Genomic DNA, 13,705 nt, shown 5'->3' with positions numbered 1-13,705 from the left:
ACTGGTGGTGGGTGCCGGGGCGGGCGCGGCCGGGGCCGGTTGCGGTTTCGGCTTCGGCTCGACGGCGGGGGTGGTCGCTGTGGCGGCGGGGGCGGGGGCGGGGGCGGGGGTGGGTGCCGGGGCGGGCGCGGCCGGGGCGGGCTGCGGTTTCGGCTTCGGCTCGACGGTGGGGGTGGTCGCTGTGGTGGCGGCGCTGGTGGTGGGTGCCGGGGTGGGCGCGGCCGGGGCGGGCTGCGGTTTCGGCTTCGGCTCGACGGCGGGGGTGGTCGCTGTGGCGGCGGGGGCGGGGGTGGTGAGGGTCCGCACGGTGGCCTCCGCGGCGGTGTCGGTGCCGGCGGCACTGGGGGTGGTGACGGTGGTGACGCTGTTGGTCGGGCCGGGCTCGGCGGCGTGGAAGTCGAGCGGCTTGGCGGTCGTGGTGGAGGTGGTGGCCGCGGCGGCCGGAGTGGTGCCGAAGTCGAGGTCGGGTCGGCCGGGCTCCTCGGTGGCGGTGTGGCCGGCCGCCTCGGTGTCGAGACCGTAGTAGCGGTAGAGCTGGAGTTCCTGGGCCGGCGACAGGTGCTGGCCCACGCCGAAGTCCGGGGACTCCTTGACCAGCGACTTGTCGTAGGGCACCCGGAGCTCCTCGCCGGAGAACTCGCTCGTGGTGAGCGGGACGAAGGCGTCCCGGCCGAAGATGCCGGTCCGCACGGCGGCCCACTCGGGCTGGCCGGTGGCGTCGTCCAGGTACACCTCGTCGACCGTGCCGATCTTGTCACCGTTGCGGTCGACGGCCCTGTGGCCGATGAGGTCTCTGGGGTCGAAGTCGGTCTGCACTCTTTCCTCCAGCTGCGCTGCGGCTGCGGAACTCCCGCAGGTACGGCCGTCGGAGCACCCGTCCCGGCCGTCACTTCACACCAAAAGGCATGAATCGGACCGACGCGACCGGGGTGCGCCGGACGGGCTCGGCGCTGGGCCATCCGGGGGACGCGCGTAGACCTGGAGTGACCTGACGCACCCGTGATCGGAAGGCCTCCCGCTGGTACCCTGGGCGGCGACCGCCGAGCCCGCTCGGGAGAGTCCCCGACGGTGAAAACCGCTGGTCGGGGCGCCGAAGGAGCAACTCCTCCCCGGAATCTCTCAGGCATCCGTACCGTGCGGGATAGGTCACTCTGGAAAGCAGGGCAGGAGCGTCGGCGCGGGAGCCGGCGATCACCACCCTCACCGACGGTGCAAGCCGACGGAGCGCCGACAGCGCGACGTGCGGGCGAAGCTCTCAGGTCCCGATGACAGAGGGGGAGGCCTTCCGGGTTCGTTCGCCCAGGCGATCCGCTGTCCGCAGCGGAACGACCGGTCGGCGTGCGTGCCCCCGCCGGTCCGTGACCAGGAGGCCTCGACCACCATGAACGCCCAGCCGAACGCGGGACGCCCCACCGGCGCCTCGACCCTCACCGAGCTTGAGCTGGCCAGCCCCTTCGAGAACCGCCACATCGGCCCCGACGCCGCCGCCCAGGAGAAGATGCTGGCGTCCGTCGGCTACGGCTCGCTGGACGAGCTCGCCGACACCGCCGTTCCCGAGGCGATCCGCTCCATCGCCGCCCTGGACCTGCCCGCCGGCCGCAGCGAGGCGCAGGTCCTCGCCGAGCTGCGCGAGCTGGCGAGCCGCAACAAGGTACTCCAGCCGATGATCGGCCTGGGCTACTACGGCACCTTCACCCCGCCGGTGATCCTGCGCAACGTCATGGAGAACCCGGCCTGGTACACCGCGTACACCCCGTACCAGCCGGAGATCTCGCAGGGCCGCCTGGAGGCGCTGCTCAACTTCCAGACCCTGGTCTCCGACCTGACCGGTCTGCCCACCTCCGGCTCCTCGCTGCTGGACGAGGGCACCGCGGCCGCCGAGGCGATGGCGCTGGCCCGCCGCGTCACCAAGGTCAAGGGCGGTGTCTTCCTGGTCGACGCCGAGACCCTGCCGCAGACCATCGCGGTGATCAACACCCGTGCCGTGCCGACCGGTGTCGAGGTCGTCGTCGCCGACCTGTCCGAGGGCATCCCGGCCGAGATCGCCGAGCGCGGCGTCTTCGGTGTGCTGCTGCAGTACCCGGGCGCCACCGGCGTGGTCCGCGACCTCGCCCCGGTGATCGAGCAGGCGCACGGGCTGGGCGCGATCGTCGCCGTGGCCGCCGACCTGCTGGCGCTGACCCTGCTCAAGTCCCCGGGCTCGCTGGGCGCCGACATCGCCTGCGGAACCTCGCAGCGCTTCGGCGTGCCGATGGGCTTCGGCGGTCCGCACGCCGGCTACCTGTCGGTGCGCGCCGAGTACGCCCGCTCGCTGCCCGGCCGCCTGGTCGGCGTGTCCGTCGACGCGGACGGCAACCGCGCCTACCGCCTGGCGCTGCAGACCCGCGAGCAGCACATCCGCCGCGAGAAGGCCACCAGCAATATCTGCACCGCCCAGGTGCTGCTCGCCGTCATGGCCTCGATGTACGCGGTCTACCACGGTCCGGACGGCCTGGCCGACATCGCCCGCCGCACCCACCGCTACGCCGCCGCCCTCGCCGAGGGCCTGCGGGCCGGCGGCGTGGAGCTGCTGCACGGCGAGTTCTTCGACACCGTCACCGCCGTCGTCCCGGGCCGTGCCGCCGAGATCGCCGCCGCCGCCCGCACCCACGGCATCAACGTCCACCAGGATGGCGCGGACCGGATCTCGATCTCCACCGACGAGACCACCACCCGCGAGCACCTGGCCGGCGTCTGGGCCGCGTTCGGTGTCCCCGCCGTCGAGGTGGCCGAGGCCGCCGAGACGCTGCCCGCCGCGCTGCTGCGCGAGGACGAGTACCTGACCCACCCGGTCTTCCACAGCCACCGCTCGGAGACCGCCATGCTGCGCTACCTGCGCCGCCTGTCGGACCGGGACTACGCGCTGGACCGCGGCATGATCCCGCTGGGCTCCTGCACCATGAAGCTCAACGCGACCACCGAGATGGAGGCGGTGACCTGGCCGGAGTTCGGCCAGCTGCACCCCTTCGCGCCGATCGACCAGGCCGAGGGCTTCCTGACCCTGATCCGCCAGCTGGAGCAGCAGCTGGTCGAGGTCACCGGTTACGACGCCGTGTCGATCCAGCCGAACGCCGGCTCCCAGGGCGAGCTGGCCGGCCTGCTGGCCGTCCGCGCCTACCACCACGCCAACGGCGACACCCAGCGCGACGTCTGCCTGATCCCGTCCTCGGCGCACGGCACCAACGCCGCCTCCGCGGTGATGGCCGGCATGCGCGTGGTCGTGGTGAAGACCCTGGTCGACGGCGACGTGGACGTCGAGGACCTGAAGGCCAAGATCGAGCAGCACCGCGACAACCTCTCCGTGCTGATGGTCACCTACCCGTCGACCCACGGCGTGTACGAGACCCAGATCACCGACATCTGCGCCCTGGTGCACGAGGCCGGCGGCCAGGTGTACGTGGACGGCGCCAACCTGAACGCCCTGGTCGGCCTGGCCAAGCCGGGCAAGTTCGGCGCGGACGTCTCGCACCTGAACCTGCACAAGACCTTCTGCATCCCGCACGGTGGCGGCGGCCCCGGCGTCGGCCCGGTCGCGGTGCGCGCCCACCTGGCGCCGTACCTGCCCAACCACCCGCTGCAGGAGGAAGCCGGCCCGGCCACCGGTGTCGGCCCGATCTCGGCCGCGCCGTGGGGTTCGGCGGCGATCCTGCCGATCTCCTGGGCGTACGTCCGGCTGATGGGCGGCGAGGGCCTGAAGCACGCGACCCAGGTCGCGGTGCTGAACGCCAACTACATCGCCAAGCGGCTGGCGCCGCACTTCCCGGTGCTCTACACCGGCCCGGGCGGGCTGGTCGCGCACGAGTGCATCATCGACCTGCGTCCGCTGACCAAGGAGACGGGCGTGACGGTGGACGACATCGCCAAGCGCCTGATCGACTACGGCTTCCACGCGCCGACGATGTCCTTCCCGGTGGCCGGCACGCTGATGATCGAGCCGACCGAGTCCGAGGACCTGCACGAGATCGACCGGTTCTGCGACGCGATGATCGAGATCCGGGTCGAGATCGACAAGGTCGGCTCGGGTGAGTGGGCGGCCGAGGACAACCCGCTGCGCAACGCCCCGCACACCGCCGCCACCCTGGCCGGCGACTGGGCGCACGGCTACTCGCGGCAGGAGGCGGTCTTCCCGGCGGGCGTGAACCCGGCGGACAAGTACTGGCCGCCGGTGAGCCGGATCGACGGCGCGTACGGCGACCGCAACCTGGTCTGCTCCTGCCCGCCGCTGGACGAGTACGGCGTCTGATCCGCAGCGGACGGACATGGGGCAGGGCCCTGGCAGAACGTTTCTGCCGGGGCCCTGCCCTTTGTCGCTCCCCGTCGGGTCGTCTCTTGCGGTTCGTCTTCTACGGTCGGGTCGGCGGCTGCCCCCGCCGGGCGGCCCCGGGCCGTACGGTTCCGGCCGTACGGGTCGGGTCGTCCACCCTCAGCCCGTGCTGTCTCAGCCGGTGGTGTCTCAGGCCGCGTGGGCGACGGGGCGGCGCGGGGCGATCACCCGGCCGTCGGGCAGTAGCTCTCCGGTGTCCTCGAACAACACGACGCCGTTGCAGAGCAGGCTCCAACCCTGCTCCGGGTGGCAGGCCACCGGCACGGCCGCCTCACGGTCCTCGGACTCGGCCGACGGGCACTCAGGACGGTGCTGGCACATACGCGTACCCTCGCTTCGCTCTGCGATCCTCCCCGTGGTGCGGTCCCGGAGGTGGTGCCGTCCGGAGCCGCCGCGGTAGTCGGATCCTGTCCGCAACGCCGACCAGGTGTGGACCGGCGCTCAAGTGGGTAGGACAGGTGGTCCTTCCACGCTGGTTCCCAGTGTCGGCATCTGTGGACGCGCGCGCAGGGATTTCGTGACATGCGCCACAACTCCCGGGCAGAGATCACCCGTTCAGGTGGGGCCGGAGGGAAATCCTGCACCGATGGGCCAGTCGGGGGATAGCCCGGTGGGGCCATTGCGGGTGGCCCGGCCAGGTGGTGGCCGTTCGGGTGAGGCCACGGAGCGGGGAGGGCACGGCGAAGGGCCGCCGGGCGGGTGGCCCGGCGGCAGGGGGCGGACGGGGCGGCGCGGGCTCAGGAGGAGCCGAGCAGCAGCGGTCGGGCGAGCGGAGCACGGGCGAGCAGCGGCAGCAACTCGGCGGCAGGGTAGGCGCGGTGCGCGGTGACGCCGAGCGGGGCCGGGGCGAGCGGGATCAGCAGGTCGGCGGCGGGGCCGGTGTCGGGACTGTGCAGCCAGAGCGCCGTCGCGTACTGGCCGGGGAAGGTGAGCAGCCGGGGCTGGCAGCGGGAGCGGGCGTTCTGGGCGAGCTGCCAGGCCTCGCGCAGCGCCCGGACGGTGGAGGAGAGGTAGGGGCCGGCGGTGAAGTGGGAGAAGGTGTGGCCCTCCGCGCTCTGGACCACCTCGGCGGCGGCGGCCACGTCGGCGCCGTCCTTGATCAGGAAGCGCCAGCCGGTCCGGCGGGCGGCGGGGAGCTCGGGGTGCGGGCCGTCCAGGACGTGCACCGCGAGCGGATGCGCGGGGAGCAGTGGTCCGGTCGGGTGACGCAGCGCTGCGGCGGCGGGCTGGCGCAGCGCGGTGTCCGAGTCGAGCGCGCCCAGGACCGCGCGCAGGGCGCTCGGTGGGGGCTGGGGGGTCTGCAGGGTCATGGCGGGGTCCGCCTCTCCAAGCGAGATCGGCGTGCGAGTGCGGCATACCGGCGTGGCGCGGCGCGTCTTCGGTGACGGGGGCCTGGCCGTGTCCGGTTGTGCAGGATCGCGGAGCCGGCGCGGTCGCCGCCGTCGACGAGGGACTCGGGGCGGGAGAAGACCGGCCGGAGCGCAGTGCGAATTCCTCGAATTCATCGAACAAATGCGCAGGGTGATCTGTTTATCACAGGCCGTGGCGGCGGGCAAGTCTACAGATGGCCTGAATTTCCGTCAGTTGCCTTGCATTGCAAGCCAGTACAAGCATTCGGGTATCGATCTTCGAGGTGGGCATGATGCTTGCACGGTCGGACGGCCGGGTGTCTCAGGAGGAGGGGACCGTGGGCGAGAAGGTCGTGGCGACTCGGGCGGATCTGGCGGATCGGCAGCAGTACCGGCTCAAGCTCCAGGCCTGCCTCGACGCGCTCGGGCGGATGCTGCGCGAGGACCGCTTCGACCGGCCGCGGGCGGTGGTGGGGCTGGAGATCGAGCTCAACCTGGCCGACGAGCAGGGCCTGCCGGTGATGCGCAACGCCCAGGTGCTGAGCGCGATCGGCTCCAGCGACTTCCAGACCGAACTGGGTCAGTTCAACATCGAGGTCAACATCGTGCCTCACCGGCTCTGCGGGCACGTCTTCGAGGAACTGCGCGAGGAGATCGACACCGGGCTGCGCTACGCCGACCGGCGGGCGGCCGAAGCCGGTGCCCGGATCGTCATGGTGGGCATCCTGCCGACCCTGGAGCACGACCACACCGGGCTGGACGCGATGAGCCACAACCAGCGGTACAGCCTGCTCAGCGACCAGATCCTGGCCGCCCGGGGCGAGGACATCGCGCTGGACATCGAAGGCGTCGAGCACCTCCAACTGGAGTCGGTCACCATGGTGGCCGAGGCCGCCGCGACCTCGCTGCAACTGCACCTGCAGGTGACCCCGGAGCGGTTCTCCTCGGTGTGGAACGCCGCCCAGGCGATCTGCGGGCCGCAGCTCGCGCTCGGCGCCAACTCTCCGTTCCTGTTCGGACGGGAGCTGTGGCGCGAGACCCGTCCGGTGCTCTTCCAGCAGGCCTGTGACACCCGTTCGGCGGAGCTCAAGGCCCAGGGCGTGCGCCCGATCACCTGGTTCGGTGAGCGCTGGGTGGACTCGGCGTACGACCTGTTCGAGGAGAACCTGCGCTACTTCCCGGCGCTGCTGCCGATCTGCGACGACGAGGACCCGCTGAAGGTGCTGGCCTCCGGCGGCGCGCCCAAGCTCGCCGAGATGCGGTTGCACAACGGCACCATCTACCGCTGGAACCGGCCGATCTACGACGTCTCGAGCGGGGTGGCGCACCTGCGGGTGGAGAACCGGGCGCTGCCGGCCGGGCCGACGGTGGCCGACACGCTGGCCAACGCCGCCTTCTACTACGGGCTGGTGCGGGTGCTCGCCGAACAGCCCCGGCCGGTCTGGAGCCGGCTGCCGTTCGAGCGGGCGGAAGAGAACTTCCGCCAGGGCGCCCGGTACGGCATCGACGCGGTGTTCCAGTGGCCGCGGCCCGGTCGGGCGGGCCGCGGCGGCGGGCTGCAGACGGTCTCCGCCGTCGACCTGGTGCTGGGCGAGCTGCTGCCGATGGCCTACCAGGGGCTGGACGAGTGGGGCGTGGAGCCGGCCGACCGGGACCGCTACCTGGGGATCATCGAGCAGCGCTGTCTGCGCCGCACCAACGGCGCGGCCTGGCAGAGCGCGACCTTCCACCGGCTGCGCGAGCAGTACGGGATGGACCGGCCGGCCGCGCTCGCCGCGATGACCAGGCGCTACGCCGAGCACATGCGCGGCGGAGAGCCGGTGCACACCTGGCCCGTGGGGTAGGGCCCGGCGGATTCCGCCGGGCCCGCGCATCCGCCGGACAGGCCCCGCCACGGCTGTGCCAGGATGATCGCTCCGGTGTCGGCCGACGGCCGGAGCGACCGCCCGTCCGCTGGAGCGCCCGTGACAACCTGCCCGACCGCGCCGGAGACCGAGCAGCCCACCCGCCGGCTGCTCGGCGCGGAGCTGCTGATCGTCCTCGGTCTCTCCCTCGGGGCCAGCGGGATCAGCGCGCTGATCAGCTTCGCGGGCTCGCTCACCGAACCGCTCCGGCTCGGCCAGCAGGTCGCCACGCTGAACGGCTCGCGCGCGCCCGGGCGGCCCTGGCTGGACCTGGTGTGGCAGCTGTACTACATCGGGCGCGGACTGATGCCGGTGGTGCTGGTCGGCTACCTGCTGGTGCGCGAGGGCACGTCGCTGCGGGTGCTGGGCTTCGACCTCGGTCAGAAGCTGCGCGACCTCGGCCGGGGTGCGGCCGTCGCGGCGGCGATCGGCGGCTCCGGGCTGGCGCTGTACCTGGCCTCGCAGGCGGCGGGGTACAACCTGACGGTCGCGCCCTCAGGGCTGCCGGAGGTGTGGTGGCGGGTGCCGGTGCTGGTGCTCTCGGCCTGGCAGAACGCGATCCTGGAGGAGGTCGTCGTCCTCGGCTACCTGCTGCGCCGACTGGGGCAGTTGGGATGGTCCTGGCCGGCGGTGCTGGTGGCGAGCTCGGTGCTGCGCGGCTCGTACCACCTGTACCAGGGGGTCGGCGGGCTGGTCGGCAACATGGTGATGGGGGCGGTGTTCTGCCTGCTGTACCGGCGCTGGGGGCGGGTGATGCCGCTGGTGGCGGCGCACGCGCTGATCGACACGGTGGCCTTCGTCGGGTACGCGCTGCTCGCCGGCAACGTCAGCTGGCTGCCGACCCCCTGACCGCCGATCCACCGGCGGCCGGCGCCCGGCCGCGCGGCGGGCGGGTGAGCAGGCGGTCGACGTGGCGGCGCTCCAGGCCCTGGCCGGGGTCCACCGGCAGCAGCAGCCGGTCGCGGCGCCACAGCGACCTGCGGACCAGCCGGGGCGGGATGACGTCGTCCACCCAGGCGAACGGCCGGCCCTCGGCGTAGCGCAGCAGCGGCGCCCACTTGCTGGCCGAGAACAGCTCCATCAGCGGGACGCGCGGGTCGCCGGGCTGCGGGACGTACCCGGTGAAGCGGACGAAGGGGAGCGGGTCCAGGCCGATCGCCGGGGCGATGTGGGTGTTGGCGTGCTCCTCCCAGGTGGTGGCCCAGACCAGCTCGTACGATCCGGCGAGTTCGCGCAGCCATTGGCCGTGCTTGGCGGCGAGCAGGACGGCGTAGCCGAGCAGGGTGTGGGAGTCGAAACCGGCCTCCGGATGCGGACAGACCGGGTTGAGCACCCCGTCGACGTCCAGGAACAGCAGGGGCTTCGGCACCGGTGGGCTCCCAAATGGACGGTTTTTCCTACTCGCTCGGACGAACCACGGGTACCACTGGTTGCACTTCGGCAGGCGCACGTGGGGCGCGCAGGGCGCTCACGAGGCGGGCGCGGGCTCGTCGACGGGCACCGGTGCGTCCGAGGTGCTGCGGGCCGGGGACCGGCGGGTGAGCCGGCGCACCTGGGGGTCGAGCAGGACCGCGGCGCTCAGCAGCAGGCACAGCACGGCGCACGCCCAGAGGGCGCCGGAGAGGCCGAGCACGGTGGCGGCCGGGCCGGCCAGCGCGGTGCCGATCGGGGCCAGCGAGTAGGAGCCGAGCTCGTCGTAGGCGGTGACCCGGGAGAACATCTCCTCCGGGACCTCCTGCTGGAGCGCGACCATCCAGTTGACGCCGAAGACGGTGACGCCGACCCCGGAGAGGAACATCGCGGTGACCAGCACCGGCATCGGTGCGGCGACGGCCAGGGCCAGGGCGGGCACGCCGAACAGGAACACGCCCCAGTTACCGACCAGCAGGATCCGGCGGGGACGCCAACGGGCCATCAGCAGGCCGGTGACCACCAGGCCGACGCCGTAGGCGGACATCGCCAGGCCCCAGGCGCCCGCACCGCCGAGCCGGTCCTTGGCCACGGTCGGCCCGTACACCGCCTCGACCGCGTTGATGCAGGCGACCAGGACGGCGAACTGCAGCACGATCACCCAGAGCCAGCGGCGGGAGGCGAACTCCTGCCAGCCCTCGCGCAGGTCGCGCAGCATGCTGCCGCCGGAGGCGGCGGGCGCGGACTCGGCCTCCAGAAGGAACCGGAGGACGGCGGCGACCAGGAAGCACAGCGCGTCCAGGGCGAGCACCCAGCCGGGGCCGAAGGCGGCGGTGAGCGCTCCGCCGAGGGCGGCGCCGCCGATCTGGGAGGCGTTCTGGCCCATCCGGAAGACCGAGAACGCACGGGCGGCGTGCTCCTGGGGGACGGCCTGCATGATCATGCCGCCGGCGGCGGGGGAGTAGAGGGCGTAGCCGGCGCCGCCGGCGGCGGAGAGTACCAGCAGCTGCCACAGCTGGACGTTCCCGGCCAGTACCAGCGCGGCCAGGACGGCCTGGGAGACACCGCTGAACAGGTTGGCGGCGACCATGATGTGGTGGCGCGGCAGCCGGTCGGCGAGGGTGCCGCCGACGACCAGGAGCAGCACGGTGGGCAGCAGGCGGGCCGCGGTGACGTAGCCGACCTCGGTGGTGGTGCCGCCGTTGCCGAGGACGGCGAAGGCGGTGGCGATGGGGGCGCCGGCGTTGCCGAGGCCGCTGATCACGGTGGCAGCGGTCTGGATGCGGAAGTTGCGGCTCGCCCAGGCGAAGCGGCGGGCGGCTGTCGGTGGGGGTGGGGTCGACACCCAGCGACTATGGCCTTGAGTTCGTACAGGTGTCCACCGTGTTTTGACACCTGGATCGGCGGTCAGCCGAGGTGGCCCCAGAGGAAGCTGACGGTGCGGCGCCAGGCGATCCCGGACTGCAGGGCGTCGTAGGTGCCGAGCGGGTTCTCGTCGTTCATGAAGGCGTGCCCGGCCGGGTAGAAGTGGAACTCGGGGCGGACGTCGGTGGCCTCGCCGATCCGGATCGCGGCCTCGTCCACGGCGGCCATCGGGATCGAGCGGTCGAGTTCGCCGAAGTGCCCGAGGACGTGGGCGGTCAGGCCCCGGTAGTCGAAGTCCGGGTCGGGCGGCAGGCCGTAGAAGGGGACCACGGCGGCCACCTTGTCCCCGGACCGGGCGGCCAGCATCAGGGCGAAGCCGCCGCCCATGCAGAAGCCGACCACACCGACGGCGTCGCTGACCGCGCCGTCCAGCGAGAGCAGGTGGTCGACGGCGCCGGAGAGGTCCTCGACGGCCCGTTCGACCGGGAGTTCGCGTTTGAGGCGGGCGGCCTCGGCCCGGTCGTGGGTGGTGGCGCCGCCGAACAGGTCGGGGGCGAGGACGGTGAACCCCTCGGCGGCGAAGCGGTCGGCCATGTCCGCGACGTGCGAGGTGAGACCCCACCACTCCTGCACCACCACCAGGCCGGGCCCGACGCCCTGCGGAGGGCGGGCCAGGTACCCGTGCGCGGTGCGGCCGTTGCTCGGGAAGGTGACGTTCTGCCGGGAGCCGCCCTGGTCAGGCATGGCTTCCTCTCGGTGGGTCGGGCCGCGTGCGGCGTGGGTGGGGACGTGCGGCGTGGGTGGGGAGGGGAGCGGCCTCTCAGCCCATCTCTTCCAGGGCGCGGCCCTTGGTCTCCTTGATGCAGAAGGCCACGAACGGGATGGAGAGCAGCGCGAAGGCCGCGTAGATGACGTACGTCGCGGAGAGGTTCCAGTCGGCGAGGTCCGGGAAGGTGACGGTGATCGCCCAGTTGGCGATCCACTGGGCCGAGGCGGCGACCGACAGCGCCAGCGCCCGGATCCGGTTGGGGAACATCTCGCCGAGCAGCACCCAGACCACCACGCCCCAGGAGAAGGCGAAGCAGAGCACGAAGACGTGCGCGGCGATCAGGGCGACGGTGGCGTGGGTGTGGTCGAGGGTGGCGGTCTCGCCGGTGCCGTGCCGGTAGGAGAACGCCCAGGCGGCAGTGCCCAGCGCGATCGCCATGCCGATGGAACCGGCCAGGGCGAGCGGCTTGCGGCCGATCCGGTCCACCAGGACCATCGCGATCACCGTGCCGATCACGTTGATGATCGAGGTGGAGAGGCTGATCAGCAGCGAGTTGGACTCGTTGATGCCGACCGACTGCCAGAGGAAGGAGGAGTAGTAGAAGATCACGTTGATGCCGACGAACTGCTGGAACACCGAGGCGCCGATACCGACCCAGACGATCGGCAGCAGACCGAAGCGCCCGCCGAGCAGGTCCCTCAGCCGGGGCTTGTGGGCGGACTCCAGCACCGTGCGGATCTCCGCCACCCGGGCGTCCAGGTCGACGTCCTGGCCCTCGACCTCCACCAGCACCTCGCGGGCCTGAGCCTCGCGGTGGTCGGCGATCAGGAAGCGCGGCGACTCCGGGATGGCCAGCGCCATCAGGCCGTACACCAGGGCCGGGATGGCCTCGACGCCGAGCATCCACTGCCAGGCCTGGATGCCGCCGAGGTGGCCGGTGGACTCGCCGCCTGCGGCCTGGTTGAGCGCCCAGTTGGCGAGCTGGGAGACGGTGATGCCGAGCACGATCGCCATCTGCTGGAAGGAGGCGAGCCGGCCGCGGTAGGCGGTGGGGGCGACCTCGGCGATGTAGGTGGGCGCGATCACCGAGGCGATGCCGATCGCGATGCCGCCGACCACGCGCCAGGCGGCCAGCGCCTCGATGTTCGGCGGGAACATCGAGCCGACGCCGCTGGCCGCGAACAGCGTGGCGGCGAGCAGCATCGTGCGCACCCGGCCGAGGTGGTCGGCCAGCCGCCCGGCGGCCACCGCGCCGACGGCCGAGCCGAGCAGGGCGATGGCGACCACGAAGGCGGTGGTGCCGTGGCCCACGGCGAAGTGCTTCTGGATGCCCGTCACCGCGCCGTTGATCACCGCGCTGTCGTAGCCGAACAGGAAGCCGCCCATGGCCGCGGCCGCGGAGATGAACACCACGTGCCCGAGGTGGGCCTCGCCGGAAGCTCGTTGACTGTGGACTGTGGGCACGCGCGCTCCCCGAGGTGGACGGGCCCGCACCTACGGCTGGGCAGGGCTCGTCTCACATTCGATCAGCGCGACGGCCGGCCTGCCCGAGTTGAGTGCCGATCGGGTGACCCGGGGTCAGTCGGCGGCGCGCGTCACGGCCGTGCGCCGTTGATGGCGCCGCAGCAGCTGGGTCCGGGCGGCGGCGTCCTGGTCGTACCGGAGGGCCGGGGCGCCTGAGCGCTCCGCGAGGCGCTCGGCGATCGCGTGCTGCGCCTCGGCGGGCTTCTTGTCGTCGTACTTGAACTTGGCCCGCACCTCGCACACCGTCAGCCGGAGCCCGCGCAGCCCCGGCAGCAGCCGGGCGAACTCGCCCTCGCCGGGGACCACCCGGACGTCCGGGGTCTCCGGCTGGAAGTGCGCCAGCTGACGGTTGAGGATCTCCGCCTTGTCCGCGGCGGACTCGACGACCTCGGCCGTGCAGTGGAAGTGGACCGAGGCGTAGTAGCTGGTGGGCGTGCCGGGCGCGCCGCGCCAGTGGCCGGGGGCGAAGGCGTAGCCGTCGGTGACCGCGAGGGTGACGTTCGGGTCGGCCCGGACGGCGGCCAGCAGCGGGTTGGGCGCGGCGAGGTGGAGCAGGATCTCGCCGCGCTCGGCGTCCAGCAGGAAGTGCGTCGGGACCAGCACCGGGCCCTCGTCGGGGCGGCCGTTGGCGGCGAGCAGGCCGAAGTCGCGGCCCTCGGCCAGCCAGGCGCGCCACTCGTCCTCGTCACCGCGGTCCCAGGACCTGATCAGCATCGGTGCGGCCCTTCTCAGCGGGGGTAGCCGTGCAGGTGCGCGGGCAGCGGGACGGACTCGTCGAACGGGACGGGGGTGCCGTGCACGGTGGTGACCGGGATCAGGCCGGACCAGTGCGGCAGGTCGGCGTCCTCGGGGTCGTCGTTGGCGCCGTCCTCGCGGGTCTTGGCCGAGACCTCGTCCAGCTCGAGCCGGATCACGGCGGTGGCGGCGAGTTCCTTGGCGTTGGCCGGGCGGATCTCGCCGGAGCGGCCGGGGATCGCGTGGTCGACCAGGGCGGCCAGCGCCATGTCCAGCTCCTCCGGGT

11 protein-coding genes, 1 pseudogene and 1 riboswitch are annotated in these 13,705 nt (G+C 72.6%); of the genes and pseudogenes, 3 read left to right on the top strand and 9 right to left on the bottom strand.

Annotation, left to right across the window (positions count from 1 at the left end):
- Positions 1-450: 450 nt before the first annotated feature.
- A pseudogene (locus ACFVWU_RS41970) lies at positions 451-816 on the bottom strand (PRC-barrel domain-containing protein); the annotation flags it as partial.
- Between the two features lie 225 nt (positions 817-1,041).
- Positions 1,042-1,145, top strand: a riboswitch (glycine riboswitch).
- Between the two features lie 236 nt (positions 1,146-1,381).
- On the opposite strand from ACFVWU_RS41970, the gene gcvP reads away from it, so the two are divergent.
- Positions 1,382-4,282, top strand: a complete 2,901-nt coding sequence (gcvP, locus tag ACFVWU_RS41965) for an aminomethyl-transferring glycine dehydrogenase (RefSeq protein WP_387631344.1) — start codon at positions 1,382-1,384, stop codon at positions 4,280-4,282.
- Between the two features lie 210 nt (positions 4,283-4,492).
- On the opposite strand, the gene ACFVWU_RS41960 is transcribed toward gcvP, so the two are convergent.
- Both ACFVWU_RS41960 and ACFVWU_RS41955 read right to left on the bottom strand, forming a co-directional pair.
- Positions 4,493-4,684: a DUF5999 family protein gene (locus ACFVWU_RS41960; protein ID WP_380613480.1), complete on the bottom strand. Its 192-nt coding sequence runs from the start codon at positions 4,682-4,684 to the stop codon at positions 4,493-4,495.
- Between the two features lie 416 nt (positions 4,685-5,100).
- Positions 5,101-5,673, bottom strand: coding sequence for a hypothetical protein (locus tag ACFVWU_RS41955; RefSeq protein WP_387631341.1), 573 nt, complete (start codon positions 5,671-5,673; stop codon positions 5,101-5,103).
- Positions 5,674-6,050: 377 nt separating this feature from the next.
- On the opposite strand from ACFVWU_RS41955, the gene ACFVWU_RS41950 reads away from it, so the two are divergent.
- Positions 6,051-7,556, top strand: coding sequence for a glutamate--cysteine ligase (locus ACFVWU_RS41950; protein WP_387631338.1), 1,506 nt, complete (start codon positions 6,051-6,053; stop codon positions 7,554-7,556).
- Between the two features lie 120 nt (positions 7,557-7,676).
- The gene (locus tag ACFVWU_RS41945; RefSeq protein WP_387631335.1) at positions 7,677-8,465 is read left to right on the top strand and encodes a CPBP family intramembrane glutamic endopeptidase; all 789 of its coding nucleotides are present in this window, start codon (positions 7,677-7,679) and stop codon (positions 8,463-8,465) included.
- On the opposite strand, the gene ACFVWU_RS41940 is transcribed toward ACFVWU_RS41945, so the two are convergent.
- From ACFVWU_RS41940 to ACFVWU_RS41915, 6 genes are all read right to left on the bottom strand, one after another.
- Positions 8,443-8,985 carry an HAD domain-containing protein gene (locus ACFVWU_RS41940; protein WP_387631332.1) on the bottom strand — a complete coding sequence of 181 codons (543 nt, stop codon included), beginning with the start codon at positions 8,983-8,985 and terminating at the stop codon, positions 8,443-8,445. The two genes, ACFVWU_RS41945 and ACFVWU_RS41940, sit on opposite strands and share 23 nt — an antisense overlap.
- Before the next feature lie 99 nt (positions 8,986-9,084).
- Positions 9,085-10,371, bottom strand: coding sequence for an MFS transporter (locus tag ACFVWU_RS41935; protein WP_387631329.1), 1,287 nt, complete (start codon positions 10,369-10,371; stop codon positions 9,085-9,087).
- Between the two features lie 62 nt (positions 10,372-10,433).
- Positions 10,434-11,135 carry a dienelactone hydrolase family protein gene (locus ACFVWU_RS41930; protein WP_387631327.1) on the bottom strand — a complete coding sequence of 234 codons (702 nt, stop codon included), beginning with the start codon at positions 11,133-11,135 and terminating at the stop codon, positions 10,434-10,436.
- Positions 11,136-11,211: 76 nt separating this feature from the next.
- Positions 11,212-12,624 (bottom strand): sugar porter family MFS transporter, encoded by a 1,413-nt coding sequence (locus tag ACFVWU_RS41925; RefSeq protein WP_387631325.1) that lies wholly within the window; start codon positions 12,622-12,624, stop codon positions 11,212-11,214.
- Between the two features lie 114 nt (positions 12,625-12,738).
- Positions 12,739-13,398, bottom strand: a complete 660-nt coding sequence (locus ACFVWU_RS41920) for an FMN-binding negative transcriptional regulator (RefSeq protein WP_387631323.1) — start codon at positions 13,396-13,398, stop codon at positions 12,739-12,741.
- A 14-nt stretch (positions 13,399-13,412) separates the two neighbouring features.
- On the bottom strand, positions 13,413-13,705 hold a 293-nt coding region (locus ACFVWU_RS41915), incomplete at its 5' end, for a pyridoxamine 5'-phosphate oxidase family protein (RefSeq protein WP_387631321.1).

This window comes from Kitasatospora sp. NPDC058190, assembly GCF_042883685.1.
Classification (GTDB): Bacteria; Actinomycetota; Actinomycetes; order Streptomycetales; family Streptomycetaceae; genus Kitasatospora.
The sequence above is the reverse complement of the archived record's forward strand: the minus strand, read 5'-3'. Positions and strand labels throughout refer to the sequence as shown.